Consider the following 18,032-nt stretch of genomic DNA (forward strand, 5'->3'; position numbering starts at 1 on the left):
CAACCAGAGGGGCCATCATGCGAACCACCCGATCTATCCGATGCGTTCTTGCCGCCGTCATTTGCGGCACCCTGTTCAATTCGGCGGCGCGCGCCGATGGCGAAGTGATTGCAGCCTTCACGAAGAACCAGGTGGACCCTCATTTCGAGGGTGTGCGCGCCGGCGTCGCGCAGATGGCGGAGAAAATGCGCGCGACGGTCAAATATTACACGCCGACCAAGCCGAACAATATCACCGAAGGCATGTCGCAGCTCGAAGACGTCGGCGTGACCAAGCCCAATCTGATGCTGTTCATGCCGATCGATGCCAAGGCGCAATTGCCGACGATCAAGCGCCTGATCGAATCCGGCCTGCCGATCATCAACTACAATGACCGCGGCGGCGACGCCCCCTATCTCTCCTTTGTCGGCCAGGACGATTACAAGCTCGGCTATGACATTGCCAAGACGCTGTTCGACCACCTCGGCGGCAAGGGCAATGTGGTGATCCTCGAAGGCGTCAAGGGCTCGACCACGGGCGACGAGCGCAAGCGCGGCTTCGACGCTGCGGCCAAGGACTATCCGAATATCAAGATACTGGCCTCGCAGCCCGCCAACTTCCAGCGCCTGCTCGGCATGCAGACGATGGAGAACTTGATCCAGCAGTTCAGCACCATCGACGGCGTGATCGCCGCTGCCGACGCGTCCGCGCTCGGCGCCATCGAGGCACTCAATGCAGCCGGCCGCAAGAACGTCGCGGTAGTCTCGATCAATGGCGTGCCGGAGGCTGTCGAAGCCGTGAAGGCCGGCAGCCTGCTGGCAATCGCGGAGTTCGACGGCTTCAAGATCGGCTGCGTCGCCACCGCTGTCGGCCTGAATGCCATTCGCGGCCAGAGTGCGCCGAAGCAGATCACGATCCCCGGTGCGATCATCACCAAGGCCAATTATGCGCCCTGGCTCGTCCCCTACAAGGACCGGACTTGCCCGACGCCGGACGCGTATATCGCGAAGTAGCGCTAACGGGCCTGCAGACGCGTCGCGTGCTGCAGGCCTGCCTTCCTACTTGGCCGCCCCGTCCGTCGACATCGCGATGAGCTTGCCATAACGCTCCGCATCGCTGCGCAATTCGGCCTCGAACGCTTCCGGCGTCGAGCTGGCGATGTCGGCGCCCTGCGCGGCGAACTGCTTGATCAGGGCCGGATCGCTGAGCGCCTCGGCGAGATCGCGCGCGATCTGGCTGACGATGGGCTTCGGCACCGCCGCGGCGGCGAGCATGCCGAACCAGCTATCGTAGGTGAATTCGGGGAGCCCTGCCTCGGCGAAGGTTGGCACATCAGGCAGTTGCGCCATGCGGCTCTTGCCGGTGACTGCCAGTGCGCGCAACTTTCCCGACTGGATCAGGTCGCCACCGACGCCGAAGAAAGTGAAGGCAACCGAGGTGTCGCCGCGCATGATGCTGATCTGGGATTCCGGCAGTCCGCGATGCGGGATCAGCACCATCTTGGTCTGCGTGAGATGCCTGAACAGTTCGGCGGCGATACCGGTGGAACTACCGACGCCGGCAGAGCTGTAGCTCAGCGAATCCGGCTTGGCCTTTGCCGCAGCGATCAGTTCGGCCAGCGTCTTGAACGGCGCATCCGGCGGCACGATCAGGATGGACGGCGTCGATCCGACGCGGCTGATCGCAGCGAAATCTTTGATCGGATCGAAGTTGAGGTTCTTGTTGACCACGCCGATCACGCTGTGGCCGTTTGAGGTCAGCATGATCTGCGAGCCATCGGTCGGGCCTTTGGCGACACTGCTGACACCGGCGATGCCGGGCCTGTTCTCTACGATGACTTGCTGCTTCCACTTCGCAGCAAGCTTCTCGGCCACCGAACGGGCAAGGATGTCGGTGAGGCTGCCACCCGAAAACGGCACGATAATACGCACGAGCTGGTTCGGATAAGTCTGTGCAATGGCTCCGCTGCCCATCAGCGCCGCAGTCGCGGCGAGGCCAGAGCCGATCATGAAGTGTCGGCGATCCATCATTTTCTCCCTTAAAGAACCAAGTGCCGGGCTTTCAGCCTCTGGCGGTGTTGGGCAGCGGCATTGCAAGCAACACCACCGCCGGTCGTTTCGTCTCGTTGCGCAGCGCGCGCGTCTCGTTGGGCGCGATGCGGCAGGAATCCCAGATGCCGAGGGTGGCGATGCCATCCGGCGTCTCGAAGGTTACTTCGCCTTCGAGGACGACATAGAACTTCTCCTCCGGCGAGGCCGAGGGCGTAATGCCGCCGCCCGGCAGAATCTGGCTCATGCCGAGCCACATCACATCGCCCGGCCCGGCGTCGCGGCCCTGCAGGCGGAACATCCGCATGTCATTGTGGCCAGGGGCTTCGTAGCGCGGGGCATCGTTCAGGCGGACAACATGCATGGCTTCACCCGTTAGGCTGAAAAACGAGACGGTCGCGCGAAGAGCCGAGCACGGCGACATAGGCCTCTGCAGCGCGCTCCAACGGGTAGATCGCGTCCGGCTTGATCGGAAACGGCTTCAACGCGCCGCTGGCGAAACCCGGCACCAATTCACGCAGGATCTCGCCGGCTTCCGGCGATGACAGCGACAGCGAGTCGACACCAAAGAAGGTGTGCTTGCCGCGATAGAACGCGAAGATATCGAACGGCACGGTGGCCTTGGTGGAGGCAATAAAGATCTGGCGGCCGAGATGCGCGAGCGATTTCGTGCCGGCGTCGTAATACGGTTCGCCGACTGTGTTGTAGACGATGTCCGCACCCTTGCCGCCGGTAATTTCGCGCACCGTCGCGGCGACATCATTGCGACTGGAATCGATGACGGTCACCTCGCCATGGGCATAGCCAGCATATAGCTCGTCCTTGCGGACGACGCCGATCACGCGAGCGCCCTGCCATGATGCGATCTGCGTCGCCGCCTGACCGACCTTGCCGTTCAGGCCGAGGATCAACACCGTCTCGCCGGGTTTCGGCATGCCGCTGCGGCGAAAGCCTTCCTGCGCTGTGACAAAGGGCACGCCGATGCCAGCCGCCTCCGCGAGGCTGATGTTTGCGGGCTTCTCGACCAGCGCAGACGCTTCCACCATCAGATGCGTGGCATGGGTGCCGTCGCGGCCGATCCCGAGTTGGCCGGACGAGCCGAACACGTCCTTGCCGATCAGGTCGGCCGGCCCATCGATCACGACTCCGGCGAAGTCACGGCCGGGCGTGCGGGGGAAGACCGCATGCGGCATCAGACCGAGCGTCGCCTTGGCGTCCGACGGATTGATCGCGGCGGCCCTTATCTCGACCAGCGCATCGCCTGACCTGGCGCAGGCGAGGGTGCGTTGCTCGATGCCGAGCGCCACATTCTCGATGCGATCAGCCTTCGCGGCGACCCGCAGGCATGTTGCGGTGACGCTGGAAGAAGTCTTGGCGGCTGCAGTCATTTCAGTCCTCGAATGCTGTGTTATGCGGCGCCCGGCAAATCGAACAGCGCGCGTGCTTCAGCAGGCGTCGCGATCTGCGCGCCGAGTTCTTCGATGATGCGGCGTGCCTTGTCCACCATCACGGCGTTCGACGGCGCCAGTACGCCGCGGCCGAGCATCACCGCATCTTCCAGACCGGTGCGGGCATGACCGCCGGCGAGCACCGATTGCGCCACCATCGGAAATGTGGAGCGACCGATGCCGATGGCCGTGAAATGCGCATCCCGCGGCAGCAGACCGCGCGCATAGAGCACCGTTTCCGGCGACGGCTGGAAGCCGTATTTCACGCCCATCACGAAGGAGGTGAGCGCCGGGCCGCTGAGCGTACCGTCGCCGAGAAGATCGTGCAGCAGCGCGATATCGCCGGAATCGAACAGTTCGATCTCGGGTTTCACGCCGGCCTCGCGGATGACCTTCGCCATACGGCGCACATTGCCGGGCGTGTTGATCACCACCTGCCCGCCGGAATTCATGGTGTTGAGATCGAGCGTGCAGATGTCGGGCTTCAACGCCGTGATATGGGCGACGCGTTCTTCCGGGTTCATCAGCGTAGTACCGGCGGCGGCGACCTTGGGATCGTCCTGCGAAGGCACGAAGCGACCGCCGGGACCGGTGGTGATGTTCAGGATCAGGTTGCGATTGCGCGCGCGAATGCGTCCGACGACGTCCTGATAATATTCGAGCTTCATCGACGGCGCGCCGGTGCCGGGCTCGCGCACATGGATATGCGCGACTGCCGCGCCGGCTTCTGCGGCACCGAGGCAGGCGTCGGCGATTTCTTCCGGCGTGATTGGCAGATGCGGGGTCTGGTCCGGCCGCGTCAGATTGCCGGTGACGGCGCAAGTGATGACGATCTTGTCGAGCATCGGGCGCATCAATCTCTCCTTATAACGCTCGGCCGCCGTCAACGACGATCAGCGAGCCGGTGGAATAGGTCAGGTGGGTGGCGCAGGCGGCAATTGCGCGGCCGACATCCTCGGCCGTCGCAACACGCTTGAGCGGAATGGTCCCCGCGACCTTTTCAAGCGCGGCCGCATCACGGCCCGGCACAAAGTCAGTGGCCACCACGCCCGGCGACACCGCCATCACGCGCACTGCCGGCGCCAACGCCCGCGCGAGCGACTTGGTCATGGTGTCGATGCCGGCCTTGATCGCCGCGTAAGCCAGATTGGAGCCGACGCCATTCAGCCCCGCGATCGACGACACGTTGACGATCAACCCGTCGCCGCTCGCCTTGAGGAGCGGCGCGAAGGCGCGGATGGCCGCGAACTGGCCGCGCCAGTTCACCTTGAACATGTCGTCGATGAAATCGTCGGTCAACGCGTCGAGATCGCCGATCGGGATCGGCTTGGTGTAGCCGGCGGTGTTGACGAGAATATCGCAGCGACCGAACGCTCGCTCCACCTCGCCGGCAAGCGCCGTCAGCGTTGCGCTATCTTCAATTACCGCGCATCTGGCGAGATGGCCTTCGCCCGGAAGGCCGGCCAGCAACGCGTTGGCAGCTGCTTCGCCGGAGCGCCAGGTCACGATGACGCGGGCACCTTCGGCTGCCAAGGCTTGCGCGGCCGCGGCCCCGATGCCGCCCGAACCGCCGATCACCACGGCTATCTTGTTCGCGAGAATATCCGACATCGACAGCTCACTTGATGGGAGGATGCGGGAGCACGGCTTCGCCGGGCTCCATGACGAATGTGTAGTTGAGGCTGAACCATTCGCCAGCGACATCCGGCGCTGGCGACGCGCCTTCGCCCTTGCGGAAATCGCCAATCAGCGCACGCGTCACGCCGAATACGACGTCGCTCTCCAGATGCTCGTCGTCATCGACAAAGATCTGCGTGATCAGCGTCTTGAAGCCTGGCCTGAAGGCAAGCACATGCAGATGCGCCGGCCGGAACGGATGCCGGCGCTGCGCGGCCAGCATCTCCCCGGTCGGACCATGGGTCGGCACCGGATAGCCAGCAGGCTTGACCGAGCGGAACGCGAAGCGGCCATTCGCATCGGTCTCAAACACGCCGCGCAAATTCATGTCAGCCTGACCCGCGTCCTGGTTTTCGTACATTCCCGATGGCGAGGCCTGCCAGACATCAACGCTGACACCCGAGAGCGGCGCTCCTAGTGCGTCGGTGATGCGGCAATCGACGAACAGTGGTGCACCGGGCGTCGGCGAACGCAAGATCGAGGCACCATTCTCCACGCGCGGAGCGTTCGCCCGCCAGAACGGCCCGAGCAACGCTGCGGCGGTCTCGCTCGCGCCATCCTGGCCGTTGTTCAACAGGCAGACCAATGTCGAGAGCCCGACTGCATCGCTGAACAACACGCCCTCGTTATGGGTGTCGTTTGTCGCCTGGCCGATGCGGTTCAGGAAATCGATAGCAAACTCGAATTCCGCCTCGGTCAGCCGAACCTCGCGGGCAAATTCGTGCAGATGACGAACGAAAGCGGCCATGACCGTGCGCAACCGCTCGTTCGGCGCACCGCTCATCGCGGCAAGCACAACGTCGGTCACATCCTCCTGACGCGTGATGATCATCGACACTCCCTCACATTGCGAATTTTTGGCTGTCCACGCCGCGCAATCGATTGCACATGTAGTGCAATCGATTGCGCAAGTCAACCGCACCAGCTAGTTTGGAGATCGTGGCAGGGATGACGACAATCAAAGACGTGGCGCGCGAGGTGGGAGTGCACCCCTCCACCGTGTCGCGCGCGCTCGACCCAGCCCGCCGCGGACGGATCGGTGAGCCGGTCGTGCGCCGGATTCTGGAAGCAGCGGAGCGGCTGGGTTACCGCCCGGACACGGTGGCCGCGAGTCTGCGCAGCGGCCGTTCGAACATGGTCGGCATCATCGTCCCGGACATCGCGAACCCCGTCTTCTCGCCGATCATCGGCGGCCTCGAAGACGTGCTATCGGCGCGCGGCTACGCGCTGATTGTCGCCGACCCGCAACCGCAACGGACGGGCACCGACGACATCGTTCAACGGCTCGTGGCGCGCCGCGTGGATGGCCTCGTGCTGGCGAATGTCGCGCTCAAGGATAATTCGATCGAGCGTTGTCTGAGTTGGAAAGTCCCTGTCGTGCTTGTCAATCGCGCGGAGGCTGAGGCGCGTGTGCCTTCGGTGGTCTCGGACGATGTAGCCGGCATGCGGCTCGCGGTTGCGCATCTTCTCGAGCTTGGACATCGCCACATCCTCCACCTCGCCGGCCCGCAAATGCTATCGACCGGATCGCTTCGCCGCCGCGGTTTCTTGGAGGCAATGCACGAAGCCGGTTTCGCGCCGGCCGACAATGATATCGAAGAGGCTGAAGCCTTCACGCGCGAGGCAGGACACGCTGCCGCACTCAGACTGCTCGCACGACAGCCTGAGGCCACCGCCATCGTCGCAGCCAACGATCTCCTCGCGCTCGGCATCTATGAAGCGTTGCACGAAACGGGCCGGCGATGTCCGGAAGATCTGTCAGTGATCGGTCACAACGACATGCCGCTGGTGGATCTGGTGGATCCGCCGCTGTCCACGATCCGCATCAGCCACCGCGAGATGGGTGAACAGACCGGCCAACTCCTGCTCGACCTGATCGAAGGCGTCCGCGGCGATGCGCCTTATGTCGTCACAGCGCCCCTGCTCGTCGTGCGCCGCTCGACACAGCCACCAAGGATCTCGCGATAAGCCAGCGTTGGATCTGATTAATTGAGCCAGCGTGATTCTGGTTTGCCCCTCGCTTTGAACCAACGGCGGACTCGCATACCGGCAAACCCCTCCGACTTTCCTTATCAATTCGGCCAAATCCAGAAGCGGCTACGCCCAAAAGATAACAAGCGAGTGATCAGACCGGAGCGAGTTGCATGACAGATCTGACGTCATATGAGATGCATTGAACATTCATCTGCAGTAATGCGGCGCTATTCCACATTTCATATGAAGAAGCTGGGCGGTTCCCACGCTAGGGAACGTAAAATGCCTGATGTTTCTCGCCGCGCTCAACTTATCCTGTTGAAAAACGATCTGCACATCATGCGAGGCCGGGCCCAACGCCTGGATCTGAGCGATGTAGCCTTGTTGATCTCAGAAGCTGTTCAGTTGCTCTCCAATCAGCCGGAGATTTCTAAATCTGACCAGCCGCGCGCCTAACCGCATTGTTTGTCATCGGCGCGCTCAGTTGCCAGGACAAACATACCGACAGCCGCTGCGGTCACCAAAAACGGCATAATGATAAGGGCCATTGACGCCTCCTTGTCGAAGTTGATCTTCGAACATGACGCAGCATCTCTTATGCGGCTCGCTACTTCCCTAAAGCGGATGGTGAATAGAACCATACGGAGAGATTTGGTTGAGAAATGCCAAATTCATGAATGATAAAGTATGCGATCCGCGCAACGTTCAGCGCGCCAAATGTCCGCCTTGCGCCAGGAGCGGTAACGCATCACGTCGACTTTGTGTCAGAAGCGGGCATTCGCCAGCAGGGTTCCCCCAAAGCAGAGCAGGCGGACATCTCTTGCACTGTCCGCCTCCTCCAGGGATAGCTTAGACCTCCAGCTTGTCTCCACCCTTCAGATCAAGCATCTCGCGCGCTTCATCCGGGGTTGCAATTTCAAGGCCGAGGCCTTCGACGATCTTGCGCGCAAGGGTGACCTGCTCGGCATTCGAGGAGGCCATGCGACCTGGCGCCGCCCACAGCGAGTCTTCCAGACCGACGCGGATATTGCCGCCCATGGCCGCAGCCATCGCCGCGATCGGCAGTTGATTGCGACCGGCACCGAGCACCGACCAGACATATTTGTCGCCGAACAACCGATCCGCCGTGCGCTTCATGTGCAGCACGTCTTCGGGATGTGCACCTGTGCCGCCCTGCAGGCCGAACACCGTCTGGATAAACAATGGCGGCTTCACCAGCCCCTGTTCGAGGAAGTAGGCCAGATTATAGAGATGCGCCGTGTCGTAGCATTCGAACTCGAAGCGCGTGCCCGTCTCCGCCAGCGTCTTCAGCACATACTCAATGTCCTGGAATGTATTGCGGAACACGATGTCCTTGTTCTGCAGGTGCTTCAATTCCCAATCGTGTTCGAACTTCTTGAAGCGGTTCAGCATCCCGAAGAACCCGAAATTCATTGAGCCCATGTTGAGCGACGCCACTTCCGGCTTGTAGACCGCGGCAGGCCGTACGCGTTCATCCACCGTCATGGTGGGCGCACCGCCGGTGGTCAGATTGATCACCGCATTGGTGCGCTGCTTGATGATCTTCAGAAACGGCGCAAAGGCTTCGGGACTTTGATCGGGTTGCCCGGTCTTCGGGTTGCGCGCATGCAGATGCACGATGGCGGCGCCGGCTTCCGCCGCATCCACGGCAGCGTCGGCGATTTCCTGCGGCGTCACCGGCAATGCCTTGGACATTGAGGGCGTATGAATAGCGCCCGTCACGGCGCAGGTGATGATGACTTTGCGGCTCATGTCAGTCTCCGTCTTGCTGTTAAGAGATGGTGTAGTCAGGATTTTTCGCCCTGCGCGGCCTTGTGGGCCGCCAGCGCAGCGAGGCGTTCGTTTCGTTGCTGTGTGAGCGCCGCAATTCGGTCGGGCGACGGCTGATGCGGCCAGGCCGCTATCACCCGGTCGACATTCGGGCTTTGATAAACCTCGGATCCTGCCGATGCAGCGGCCAGCTCCTTGTAGAAACCGGTGTAGCGCGCGCAGTAATCGGGGATGCCGCCGGGCGCATTGAGTTCGATGGTCTCCAGCGGCCCGAGGAACGACCAGCGCAGGCCAAGGCCGTCCTTCACGGTGTGATCGAGATCCTCCGCGGAGACATAACCTTCGCCGACCAGACGGAACGCTTCCGCCAGCAACGCGCCCTGAAGCCGATTGAGGATAAAACCGTTGATCTCGCGGTTGACGGTGACCGGAACCTGCCCAATCTCGCGATAGATCTCGCGCGCGCGGTCGATAGTCTCCTGCGAGGTCCAGGATGCGCCGCATAGTTCGACCAGCGGCACCAGATGCGGCGGGTTGACGGGATGACCGACGAGGCAGCGCGCCCGCCCCGGAAGCGCTTCCGTGAAGCGAGAGGCGACGATTGCCGAGGTGGATGATGCGAGCAGTGCATCCGGAGGCGCAAGACGATCCAGCTCGGAAAAGATGGCGATCTTCTGATCGACGTTCTCCGGGCCATTCTCCTGTACGAAGGAAACGTTCTTCACCGCATGGGCTAGACTTTCCGCTATCGAGATGCGCGCGGCGGCGCCGTCGGGGTCATTGGCAAGTCCGTGGCGGGCGAGCGCATGCAGTTCATCGCGAATAAGCCCGGGCGCAGCATCCAGCGTCGGGCGATGCGGATCTGTCAGCCGCACGGTCCATCCAGCGCGCGCGAAAATCGCGGCCCAGGCGCGTCCGATCAAGCCAACGCCGACGATCGCTACATGTCGATTGTTCAGTGTCATTGATGTTCTCACAGCCACAGCACCTTGCGGCGCAGATCGAGATCGTCACGCAGGGCCTTCGACGGCCCCTGATGAATGACCTTGCCCCGTTCCAGCGCCACCGTCGAATCGGACAAAGCCAAAGCCAGATCGAGATTATGGTCGACGATGATGATGGCAATTTCCTTGCGAAGCCGGTCAAAGGTTTCAAACAACTGCTCCACGACCGCGGGCGCCAATCCTTCGAATGGCTCATCCAGCAACAAGACGCGGACGTCGCCCGACAACGCGCGCGCGACGGCCACCATCTGCTGCTCGCCGCCTGACAGATAATCGGCGGGACTGTCGAGACGCTCACGAATGCGGGGGAAATAGTCGTAGATGCGCTCGCGGGTCCAATGCACACCATTGCCAGTCTGCCGCTTGAGACCACCAAGTTCGAGATTTTGCTCGACGGTCATGCCTGCGAACAAGGCGCGTCCCTGTGGTACGTAGCCGATGCCGAGCCGCGCAGCTTCCGCAGACGACAGGCCGATCAACTCGCTGCCTGCCAGTTGAATAGAGCCATTCGATGCCGGCGCGATCCCGATCAACGACTTGAGCAAGGTCGACTTACCCGCGCCATTGCGCCCGAGCAGTGCGATGATCTCGTTCTCGTGCAGGGTAAAATTGACGTCGTTGAGAATATGGCTCTTGCCATAGAACGTATCGACATTCTTCACCGTCAGCAGCGGCTTCGCCCCCGCCGCGGTCTCGCGGGGGCGCGCAGCCACAGCCGTTGTGCCCGACCCGATATAGACTTCCTGCACCTTCGGGCTGGACCGCGCCTCTTCGACGGAGCCATCCAGCAATACGCGTCCCTCATTCATGACGGTGACGTGGTCGGCCAGCTGGAACACCCGATCGATGTCATGCTCGACCAGCAGGACCGGTAAATCGGTCGAGATGCGCTTGATGATCGCACCGATACGTTCACGTTCGGCAGCAGCGAGGCCTGCAAGCGGTTCGTCAAGCAACAGGACGCGCGGCGCTGTAGCCAGCGCGACGCCCATATCGAGCAGGCGTTGGCCGCCGTAAGACAGCATGCCTGCCTCTGCCTTCTCGATTCCAGCGAGGCCGAGATAGCGGATCACCGCATCGGTCTCCGCGTTGATTGCGCTAATCGATAGCGCGTTGGTCACGGGATCGAAGCGCCGCGGATGCCGTGCTTGCACCGCGAGGCGGATATTTTCGCCAACACTGAGCGCGGGAAACAGGTTGGTAATCTGGAACGAACGCCCAATACCGGCCCTTGCAATATCTTCCGGTGTATGGCCTGCGATAGGCATGCCCATCAGCGAAACGCTTCCCTGATCCGGCTTGTACATACCCGACAGCAAATTGAACGCCGTGGTCTTGCCGGCACCGTTCGGGCCGATCAGCGCATGCAGCGTGCGATCGGCGATGGCGATATCGACGCCCTGCACGGCCTTGATGCCACCGAAACTTTTCACGATATGGCTGGCAGCGAGTACCGCTCCGTCGACTGACGACTTCGGTCGCAAAAACTCCGGCAGTGGTAGCACTTCGATGCGCCGCGCCGACATTGCCGAGTCTTCTTCCACTTTCTTGCGGAATGGCGCGATCAGCCGCTCGCCCATACCGATCAGACCGGTGGGCGAGAAGATGATGAAGCCGACGAAGACCAAGCCGAACCAGAACAACCAGTTCTCGGAGTAGATGCCGAGAAATTCACGAAACAGAATGAAGAACAGCGCGCCGAGCGCCGGCCCGAGGAAGCTACGCATGCCGCCGATCACGACCATGGCCAGAAGCTCGCCGGAGAACGCCACCGAAATGGGATCCGCCGACGTCATACGGTTCTTGTAGAGCAGCAGAATGCCGGCCAGCCCGGTGATGGTAGCCGACAGCACGAAGGCGGCGAGCTTGTAGCGATTGGTGGGATAACCGAGGAAGCGCGCGCGCTGTTCGTTCTCGCGGATCGCCACCAGCACAGAACCGACCGTGGAATTGTGGAAGCGCCACAGCAGGATCAGCACGAGAAACGCGATCAGCGCCACGAACCAATAATAGGTCGCACCTGCATCGAGGTCGAAGCCAAGCAGTGCCGGCCGGGTGATGCCGCCAAGGCCGTTCTCGCCACCGGTGACGTCGGTCCAGCGGAACGAGACGCTGTAGAGCATGGCCGCGAGCGCCAGCGTCAGCAGCGAGAAATACACGCCGCGGCGGCGCAGGATCAGGTAGCCGAAGGCAGCCGCCGTGATGGCCACCACGACAAGCGCAAGCAGCGTCGGCCCGACGAATGAATTCGGCATCCAGTTGCGCTGGATCAGCGCTGCAGCATAGGCGGCAAGGCCGAACCAGGCGCCATGACCGAACGAGACGAGACCGGTGTGCCCCACCAGGATATTCAGGGCCATGCAGGCCAGTGCGAAGACGACGATCTCCGTCGCCGACGTCACAGTCAATCCGATCGCCAGCAAGATCGGCGGCAGGATGAGCAAGCCGACGCCCGCGATCAGCAATGGAACGGGAAGACGATTCAACATTGGCATCGCCTTACTCGAACCGCATGATGCGTTCGCCGAACAAGCCGCGCGGCCGGAACAGCAGCACCAGAAGCATCAACAAATAGATCGCCGCCGTGGACGCCGCCGAATAGCCGATGCCGACCATGACGCCCTTGACCAATCCGACCAGCAGCGCAGCGATTACCACGCCCCAGAACGAGCCGAGGCCACCGATCACGACCACCACGAAGGCGGGGGTGATGATCTCCTGCCCCATCGCCGGATGGATCGAATAGATCGGCGCCAGCAACACGCCCGCGAGTCCCGCCAGACCAATACCCAGGGCTGCGACGACCGACATATAGGGCTGCAGCGAGATACCGAGCGCTCCGACCATGTCGGGATTCTGGACGCCGGCCCGCACGACGCGGCCGAACGAGGTCTTCTGCAGCAGCACCCAGAGCCCGACCACACAGGCCACGGCAATGCCGAGCAACACCACGCGATAGAACGAATAGATGAAGCTTCCGATCGCGACCTGACCGCGCAGCGCTGGCGGGATCGAATACGACAAAGGCGGCGCGCCGAAGATCATGCGCAAAGCCTGCTCGGCGACCATCGCGAGCCCGAAAGTCAGCAGCAGCGAGAGAATGGGATCGGACCGATAGAAGCGCCGGAACAACGTCCGCTCGATGACAACACCGAGCAGCGCAACGACAACGGGGGCCACGACGAATGCGCCACCGAAGCCGAGATAGGGCGAAATGACAAGGGTAAGATAAGCGCCAATCGCATAGAACGCGCCATGTGCGAGATTCACGATGCCGCCGAGCGAAAAGATCAGCGACAGGCCGAGCGCAATCAGAAGATAATAGACACCATCAAGCAGTCCGTTGAGGATCTGCTGGGTGAGCAACATGGCGGACATGATATGGGCTCCGCAGTCGCGCGCTGATGCGCATCTGACAGGGGTCGGAAGGACGAGACGAAAGCAACTTCGCGAGCACAATGTTGGCGTCTCGCCCGAAGGCGAGACGCCAACATTTGTTGCTAGCTCGGGAATTTGCAGACGTTCTCTTCCGCGGTGGACGCAATGACTTCGAGCGGTTCATCCGGCCCCGGGACGGCCGGGCTCGATGAGAAGATGTCCCACTGGTTCTTGATCTTGTCCGCAGGTAGCGCCGTCACCGCATACATTTCGTGCATCAGCTGATGATCCGATGCGCGGAAGTAGCCGGGACGTGTCTTCAGCAGATCGAACTTCGCGCCCTTCTCGAAATGCTCGATGATCTTCGGCGACTCGGCCGATTTCAGCTCGTTGATGCTCTGCGCCACGATCTTCGTGGCGATGTAGTCGCCCCAGGCCTGATTCTCCGGCGGCTTGTTGTACTTCTTGGTGAAGGCCGCGACGAAGGCCTTGCTGCCGGGCGTGTCCAGCAGATGATGCCAGACCACAGGCCAGGTGCCGACGAAATTGCCCTTGCCTGCAGCCCAGGCTAGAGCCGTGTCAAAGCCGAAACCGCCGACCGGAAAAGTCAGACCGAATTCGGCATATTGCTTGAGGAAGTTGGTGATCTGGTTGCCGGCAAGATTGATCACCACGAGATCAGGCTTGGCCTCGCGGATCTTGAGGAGATAGGCAGAAAAGTCCGTGGCGTCGGTGGGCACCAGGTCGTCGCCGGCGAAATTGCCACCATTGGCCTGCATGAAGCGCTTCGATACGCTTAGCAGGTCATGGCCGAAAGCGTAGTCCGCCGTGAGCGAGTACCACTTCTTGCCCTTCACGAGACCATCGCGCAGGAACGAGCGACCGACCGTCTTTACATACATCGAGTTCTGCGACTCGACGTGGAACATGTAGCGCTGGCAGTCCTTGCCGCGTAGCGCATCGGAATTTCCGCCGGTGTTGATGAACAGCGTCTTGTTGCGCGTGGCGACCTGCGCGATGGTCAGACACGATGCCGAAGAAATTTCGCCGATGATACAGGCGACCTTGTCGCGCTCGATCATGCGCTCCGCCTTGGTCGAGGCCGTCTGAGGATTGATCGAGTCCTCCTTGAGCAGTTCAACCTTGCGCCCCATCATGCCGCCAGCGGCATTGATCTCCTCAACAGCGAGGTCGATGGCCATCACGCCATATTCGCCGAGCGGGCCGAGAAAGCCGGTACGCGGCGTGAGATGGCCGATGCGGATGACGTCGGAGGTCTGCGCGCTCAGAACGGATGGTGCAGAGAGGCCGGAAGCAAGTGCGAGACCGCCCGCGGTCTTCAGCAGACTGCGGCGCGTGAATTGATTGGTGTTCGACATCAGATTCGTCTCCCTGATACGGCCGCGCGGCGCGGCTGTTTCCCCTCCGGCAGGCGTTGCGCTCTTCTGTTGAGAGGGCTTTGTCCGCTTGCCGTGATCTGTGATCACAGTTAGAGTTGCAAAAGACAGGGACTTTGTCGAGTCCCTCCCTGCAATTTTGCGACGATGCCCGGAGACCGCGTTGAACCTGCCGACTGCGCTGAGCCTTGTGGAGCCGCTCGACCGCCAGACGCTGGGCGAGCGCGCTTATGCGCAACTGGCGGATCTGCTCATCTCGGGCAGGCTCGCGCCTGGCGAAAAGCTGTCATTGCGTACGGCCGCCGAAGTGCTCGGCGTGTCGATCATGCCGGTGCGCGAAGCGGTGTCCCGCCTCGTCGCCGACAAGGCATTGGAAGTCGCGGCAAACCGTGCCGTGCGCGTGCCCGTGATGTCGGCCACGCAGTTTCGCGATCTGACGAAGGTGCGTATCGCTATCGAGGGTCATGCCGCAGCAGAGGCAGCGCAACTACGTGGAGACCGCAATCTCGCTTCCATCGCGATCGCAGAAGCGGCCATGCGCGCAGAAAGCGAAATGAAGGCACCCGACCTGCCGCGCGCCGTCGAACTCAACAAGACGTTTCACTTTGCCGTCTACGAGGCCGCGCAGTCGCCGATCCTGGTCGAGATCATCCGTGCGCTCTGGCTCAAGGCTGGCCCCGTCATCAATCTCGATCTGCGCGGCAATCCCGATCGTCTCGCCAAGGGTGAAGCCATTCGGTTTCATGCGGACGTTCGCAAGGCGATCGAGATCGGTGATGCCGAAGCTGCCAAAGTCGGGATCGCTGCCGATATCACCAGCGCTGCCAATTTCATCCTGTCGCGCGGCGGCCTCTCCGCCTAGTTCTCACAAAGTCCCCGGAGCCACCATGGATCTCAACATCAAGGGTTTGCGCGTCATCGTTACCGCGGGCGCCAACGGAATCGGCTTGGCCATCGCCCGCGCCTTTGCCGGCGAAGGCGCACGCGTTCATGTCTGCGATGTGGACCAGGCTGCTCTTGCCGCACTCACAGCGAGTGATCCCACAATCACCCAGACACATTGCGACGTTGCTGATCGTGCGTCAGTTCAAAGGCTGTTCGATGAAGCAACAGCTAAACTCGGCGGCCTCGATGTCCTCGTCAACAATGCCGGCGTCGCAGGCCCGACCGCCAAGGTCGAGGAGATGCATCCCGATGACTGGGATCGTTGCCTGAACATCTGCCTGACCGGCCAGTTCAACTGCACGCGCCTCGCCGTACCGCTGCTGCGCCAGAGCAGCAACGGCTCCATCGTCAACCTGTCCTCGGCGGCAGGCCGCGTGGGCTTCGCGATGCGCTCGCCCTATGCGGCGGCGAAATGGGGCGTCATCGGCTTCACGAAATCGCTCTCCATCGAGCTCGGCCCCGATAACATCCGCGTCAACGCGATCCTGCCCGGCCTCGTCTCCGGCGATCGCCAGCGACGCGTGCTGGAAGCCAAGGCGCAGCAGCGCGGCATTTCCTTTGCGGAGATGGAGAAAACGGCGTTCTCCTATACGTCGATCAAGGATTACGTCACGCCAGAGCAGATCGCCGACCAGATCCTGTTCCTCGCCAGCCCGCGCGGGCGCACGATCTCGGGCCAGGCTATTTCGATCTGCGGCGACACCCAAATGCTGGGCTAGCCATCGATGCTCAAGACTCGAGCAAGCCAACTGACGACACTGAATGCCCGCATTCTTCCTATGAATTAGTACAGAGCGTCAGCTTGGCTGGACCCGCAGCTTTTGCAGACCGTTTAAGTCCTGGCGCATCTTCTGTATTGGTCTGACCGACTGCAGATCACGCAGAGTGTCCGCATGGCGCATGTTAAGCCCTATGGATATCGCCGCGATCATCATCTCGACGATAGCGGCTACAATCATCGCAGCTTTTCCGACAAGCTAGCTGTTGCGCTGTCGGTCGTACTCGCGAAGGAATGTCAGACCGTGCACCGTCAAACGGTGGTGATCTTTCTCGCCGCTGCCCACCAGCTCGTCCAGGTGCATGGAAAGCTTTTGCCGAACCCCGGGCGACTCGGAATGACCTGAGAGCGCCCCGTAAATGTCGAGGGCGCGATCAACGGCCTGGATGTTCATGGCTGGCCTTTATGATGGCAGAGGCCATCCGTATCCGACGCGCGGTGCGGCGGTTGTCCAATGTAAAGCTCGCCAGCGCCAAATGTTCCAGACTTTCTCAAACACCGGCAGATCCCGGCCGCCGAAGCAACCGGGTATCTGTATCACATCTCCGCTTCAGCTTCGACGTTGACGACCGACTTTGCCAGACTGGTCAGCGCAGCGTCCGTAGCCTTTTCTTCCTTCAGCGTCGCGTCGAGCAACGAGGCCGCATCCGACATGCCCAGCTCTTGCGCCCATGTACGAAGCGTGCCGTAGCGAGACATCTCGTAATGCTCCACCGCCTGAGCGACAGCAAGGAGGCCGGCATCGAGCGCGGGCATGCCCTTGTACTCGGTCATGATCTCGGTACTCTCCTTCGTGATGCCCATGATGGCTGCACAGGTCTTCGCGACGGGCTTCTTGCCTGCAATCTTGAACACGCTCTCAAGGCGCTTGATCTGACCTGCGGTTTCCTTCTGATGTTTCAGGAAGGCCGCTTTCAGACCCTTGTCATGAGCGGCCTTCGCCATCTTCGGCAGAGTTGCGAAGATCTTCTTCTCAGCGAAATACACATCCTTGAGGGTGTCGTGGAAAAGGTCGGCGAGCAGCTTGGGCTTTTTGGCCATGGGGTTTCTCCAATAAAAAGCCCCCGCTGATGCAGGGGCCTCGCATTCTCGGGTTGAGGTTATTCACGCCCGACAAGTCGCCGTAAGGATTTATGTTCCAGCAGGCGAGGAAAGACCTCGAATATCAGCCTTTGCCTGCCCAGGCCGGGCGCACGCCTAGCCATGGCGGCAGCGCTTCCCACTCGGCAGATCTCATCCGACGTTCCTCGCCGCCAACATTGATGAAAACAAACGGTGCATCTTCCTGCCCAGTCTTGGAGCCGGCAAACATCGCAGGCGTGCCGCATGCATCTCGAATGGTCGACTTGATCGACACGTCTTTCCTCGATCTGTGAACATTTCGATGACGTAACGTTGACGCATCGTCGCCGCGTGAGCGGACTCTCTGTTCAACGCCGGACGGGAAGCATTCAGTGCTACCGCGCGAGGAGTGGTACTATTTCTTTCTGACCGCCCCCAGCGCCGGCATGATCTTGGGACCGCCGCCCTTGAGGCTCTCTGCAGCAGCGATCGTCTTGACCGGCACCTTCTTCGGTTTCTTGGTTTCGCGATTTCCCTTGGCCATATCGTAC

At 61.5% G+C, this 18,032-nt stretch carries 20 protein-coding genes; 6 read left to right on the forward strand and 14 right to left on the reverse strand.

Going from position 1 to position 18,032, the window contains the following annotated elements:
• The first annotated feature begins 17 nt into the window (after positions 1-17).
• On the forward strand, positions 18-992 hold the full coding sequence (locus AB8B20_RS12325) for a sugar ABC transporter substrate-binding protein (protein WP_439072762.1): 975 nt from the start codon (positions 18-20) through the stop codon (positions 990-992).
• A 45-nt stretch (positions 993-1,037) separates the two neighbouring features.
• On the opposite strand, the gene AB8B20_RS12330 is transcribed toward AB8B20_RS12325, so the two are convergent.
• The 6 genes from AB8B20_RS12330 to AB8B20_RS12355 are packed head-to-tail and all read right to left on the reverse strand — an operon-like array spanning position 1,038 to position 5,984.
• Positions 1,038-2,006, reverse strand: coding sequence for a Bug family tripartite tricarboxylate transporter substrate binding protein (locus AB8B20_RS12330; RefSeq protein ID WP_158596892.1), 969 nt, complete (start codon positions 2,004-2,006; stop codon positions 1,038-1,040).
• Positions 2,007-2,040: 34 nt separating this feature from the next.
• The gene (locus tag AB8B20_RS12335; RefSeq protein WP_089265520.1) at positions 2,041-2,391 is read right to left on the reverse strand and encodes a cupin domain-containing protein; all 351 of its coding nucleotides are present in this window, start codon (positions 2,389-2,391) and stop codon (positions 2,041-2,043) included.
• 4 nt (positions 2,392-2,395) lie between these two features.
• Positions 2,396-3,415 carry a quinone oxidoreductase family protein gene (locus AB8B20_RS12340; protein WP_439072763.1) on the reverse strand — a complete coding sequence of 340 codons (1,020 nt, stop codon included), beginning with the start codon at positions 3,413-3,415 and terminating at the stop codon, positions 2,396-2,398.
• Between the two features lie 20 nt (positions 3,416-3,435).
• Complete coding sequence (locus AB8B20_RS12345) at positions 3,436-4,320, reverse strand: 3-keto-5-aminohexanoate cleavage protein (RefSeq protein WP_439073068.1); 885 nt, start codon at positions 4,318-4,320, stop codon at positions 3,436-3,438.
• Between the two features lie 19 nt (positions 4,321-4,339).
• Complete coding sequence (locus tag AB8B20_RS12350; RefSeq protein WP_439072764.1) at positions 4,340-5,056, reverse strand: SDR family NAD(P)-dependent oxidoreductase; 717 nt, start codon at positions 5,054-5,056, stop codon at positions 4,340-4,342.
• 37 nt (positions 5,057-5,093) lie between these two features.
• Positions 5,094-5,984 (reverse strand): dioxygenase family protein, encoded by an 891-nt coding sequence (locus AB8B20_RS12355; protein WP_439072765.1) that lies wholly within the window; start codon positions 5,982-5,984, stop codon positions 5,094-5,096.
• 116 nt (positions 5,985-6,100) lie between these two features.
• On the opposite strand from AB8B20_RS12355, the gene AB8B20_RS12360 reads away from it, so the two are divergent.
• A complete protein-coding gene (locus AB8B20_RS12360) occupies positions 6,101-7,120 on the forward strand; it encodes a LacI family DNA-binding transcriptional regulator (RefSeq protein ID WP_439072766.1) in 1,020 nt (339 codons plus the stop codon).
• 288 nt (positions 7,121-7,408) lie between these two features.
• Complete coding sequence (locus AB8B20_RS12365; RefSeq protein ID WP_170849569.1) at positions 7,409-7,582, forward strand: hypothetical protein; 174 nt, start codon at positions 7,409-7,411, stop codon at positions 7,580-7,582.
• Positions 7,583-7,975: 393 nt separating this feature from the next.
• Here the strand turns inward: AB8B20_RS12365 and AB8B20_RS12370 are convergent, their stop codons facing one another.
• The 5 genes from AB8B20_RS12370 to AB8B20_RS12390 form a co-directional block, all read right to left on the reverse strand.
• Complete coding sequence (locus AB8B20_RS12370) at positions 7,976-8,899, reverse strand: 3-keto-5-aminohexanoate cleavage protein (protein ID WP_068734883.1); 924 nt, start codon at positions 8,897-8,899, stop codon at positions 7,976-7,978.
• Positions 8,900-8,934: 35 nt separating this feature from the next.
• Positions 8,935-9,882 carry a 3-hydroxyacyl-CoA dehydrogenase gene (locus AB8B20_RS12375; RefSeq protein ID WP_439072767.1) on the reverse strand — a complete coding sequence of 316 codons (948 nt, stop codon included), beginning with the start codon at positions 9,880-9,882 and terminating at the stop codon, positions 8,935-8,937.
• An 8-nt stretch (positions 9,883-9,890) separates the two neighbouring features.
• Entirely contained in the window at positions 9,891-12,410 is a 2,520-nt protein-coding gene (locus tag AB8B20_RS12380; protein ID WP_439072768.1) for a branched-chain amino acid ABC transporter ATP-binding protein/permease, read from the reverse strand.
• A gap of 10 nt (positions 12,411-12,420) precedes the next feature.
• Complete coding sequence (locus AB8B20_RS12385) at positions 12,421-13,299, reverse strand: branched-chain amino acid ABC transporter permease (protein WP_068734877.1); 879 nt, start codon at positions 13,297-13,299, stop codon at positions 12,421-12,423.
• A 122-nt stretch (positions 13,300-13,421) separates the two neighbouring features.
• The gene (locus AB8B20_RS12390; protein WP_093756910.1) at positions 13,422-14,678 is read right to left on the reverse strand and encodes an ABC transporter substrate-binding protein; all 1,257 of its coding nucleotides are present in this window, start codon (positions 14,676-14,678) and stop codon (positions 13,422-13,424) included.
• 181 nt (positions 14,679-14,859) lie between these two features.
• Here AB8B20_RS12390 and AB8B20_RS12395 point away from each other — a divergent pair, with 181 nt between their 5' ends.
• From AB8B20_RS12395 to AB8B20_RS12405, 3 genes are all read left to right on the forward strand, one after another.
• Positions 14,860-15,558: a GntR family transcriptional regulator gene (locus tag AB8B20_RS12395; protein WP_439072769.1), complete on the forward strand. Its 699-nt coding sequence runs from the start codon at positions 14,860-14,862 to the stop codon at positions 15,556-15,558.
• 25 nt (positions 15,559-15,583) lie between these two features.
• Positions 15,584-16,360 (forward strand): SDR family oxidoreductase, encoded by a 777-nt coding sequence (locus AB8B20_RS12400; protein WP_439072770.1) that lies wholly within the window; start codon positions 15,584-15,586, stop codon positions 16,358-16,360.
• 174 nt (positions 16,361-16,534) lie between these two features.
• Entirely contained in the window at positions 16,535-16,765 is a 231-nt protein-coding gene (locus AB8B20_RS12405) for a hypothetical protein (RefSeq protein ID WP_439072771.1), read from the forward strand.
• 191 nt (positions 16,766-16,956) lie between these two features.
• Here AB8B20_RS12405 and AB8B20_RS12410 read toward each other — a convergent pair whose 3' ends face one another.
• The 3 genes from AB8B20_RS12410 to AB8B20_RS12420 all read right to left on the reverse strand — a co-directional run bounded on the left by AB8B20_RS12410 (position 16,957) and on the right by AB8B20_RS12420 (position 18,025).
• A complete protein-coding gene (locus tag AB8B20_RS12410; protein ID WP_439072772.1) occupies positions 16,957-17,460 on the reverse strand; it encodes a YciE/YciF ferroxidase family protein in 504 nt (167 codons plus the stop codon).
• A 124-nt stretch (positions 17,461-17,584) separates the two neighbouring features.
• Entirely contained in the window at positions 17,585-17,776 is a 192-nt protein-coding gene (locus AB8B20_RS12415; RefSeq protein ID WP_439072773.1) for a hypothetical protein, read from the reverse strand.
• Between the two features lie 120 nt (positions 17,777-17,896).
• Positions 17,897-18,025: a hypothetical protein gene (locus AB8B20_RS12420; RefSeq protein WP_256461248.1), complete on the reverse strand. Its 129-nt coding sequence runs from the start codon at positions 18,023-18,025 to the stop codon at positions 17,897-17,899.
• Between the last annotated feature and the right edge of the window lie 7 nt (positions 18,026-18,032).

This window comes from Tardiphaga sp. 866_E4_N1_4, from assembly GCF_052076075.1.
Classification (GTDB): Bacteria; Pseudomonadota; Alphaproteobacteria; order Rhizobiales; family Xanthobacteraceae; genus Tardiphaga; species Tardiphaga robiniae.

Bases quoted from the DNA above. Each gene is read 5' to 3' on its own strand.
- AB8B20_RS12325 (WP_439072762.1), top strand. From the start codon at position 18: ATGCGAACCACCCGATCTATCCGATGCGTTCTTGCCGCCGTCATTTGC.
- AB8B20_RS12330 (WP_158596892.1), bottom strand. From the start codon at position 2,006: ATGGATCGCCGACACTTCATGATCGGCTCTGGCCTCGCCGCGACTGCG.
- AB8B20_RS12335 (WP_089265520.1), bottom strand. From the start codon at position 2,391: ATGCATGTTGTCCGCCTGAACGATGCCCCGCGCTACGAAGCCCCTGGC.
- AB8B20_RS12340 (WP_439072763.1), bottom strand. From the start codon at position 3,415: ATGACTGCAGCCGCCAAGACTTCTTCCAGCGTCACCGCAACATGCCTG.
- AB8B20_RS12345 (WP_439073068.1), bottom strand. From the start codon at position 4,320: ATGCTCGACAAGATCGTCATCACTTGCGCCGTCACCGGCAATCTGACG.
- AB8B20_RS12355 (WP_439072765.1), bottom strand. From the start codon at position 5,984: ATGATCATCACGCGTCAGGAGGATGTGACCGACGTTGTGCTTGCCGCG.
- AB8B20_RS12360 (WP_439072766.1), top strand. From the start codon at position 6,101: ATGACGACAATCAAAGACGTGGCGCGCGAGGTGGGAGTGCACCCCTCC.
- AB8B20_RS12365 (WP_170849569.1), top strand. From the start codon at position 7,409: ATGCCTGATGTTTCTCGCCGCGCTCAACTTATCCTGTTGAAAAACGAT.
- AB8B20_RS12370 (WP_068734883.1), bottom strand. From the start codon at position 8,899: ATGAGCCGCAAAGTCATCATCACCTGCGCCGTGACGGGCGCTATTCAT.
- AB8B20_RS12375 (WP_439072767.1), bottom strand. From the start codon at position 9,882: ATGACACTGAACAATCGACATGTAGCGATCGTCGGCGTTGGCTTGATC.
- AB8B20_RS12380 (WP_439072768.1), bottom strand. From the start codon at position 12,410: ATGTTGAATCGTCTTCCCGTTCCATTGCTGATCGCGGGCGTCGGCTTG.
- AB8B20_RS12385 (WP_068734877.1), bottom strand. From the start codon at position 13,299: ATGTCCGCCATGTTGCTCACCCAGCAGATCCTCAACGGACTGCTTGAT.
- AB8B20_RS12390 (WP_093756910.1), bottom strand. From the start codon at position 14,678: ATGTCGAACACCAATCAATTCACGCGCCGCAGTCTGCTGAAGACCGCG.
- AB8B20_RS12400 (WP_439072770.1), top strand. From the start codon at position 15,584: ATGGATCTCAACATCAAGGGTTTGCGCGTCATCGTTACCGCGGGCGCC.
- AB8B20_RS12405 (WP_439072771.1), top strand. From the start codon at position 16,535: ATGGCGCATGTTAAGCCCTATGGATATCGCCGCGATCATCATCTCGAC.
- AB8B20_RS12410 (WP_439072772.1), bottom strand. From the start codon at position 17,460: ATGGCCAAAAAGCCCAAGCTGCTCGCCGACCTTTTCCACGACACCCTC.
- AB8B20_RS12420 (WP_256461248.1), bottom strand. From the start codon at position 18,025: ATGGCCAAGGGAAATCGCGAAACCAAGAAACCGAAGAAGGTGCCGGTC.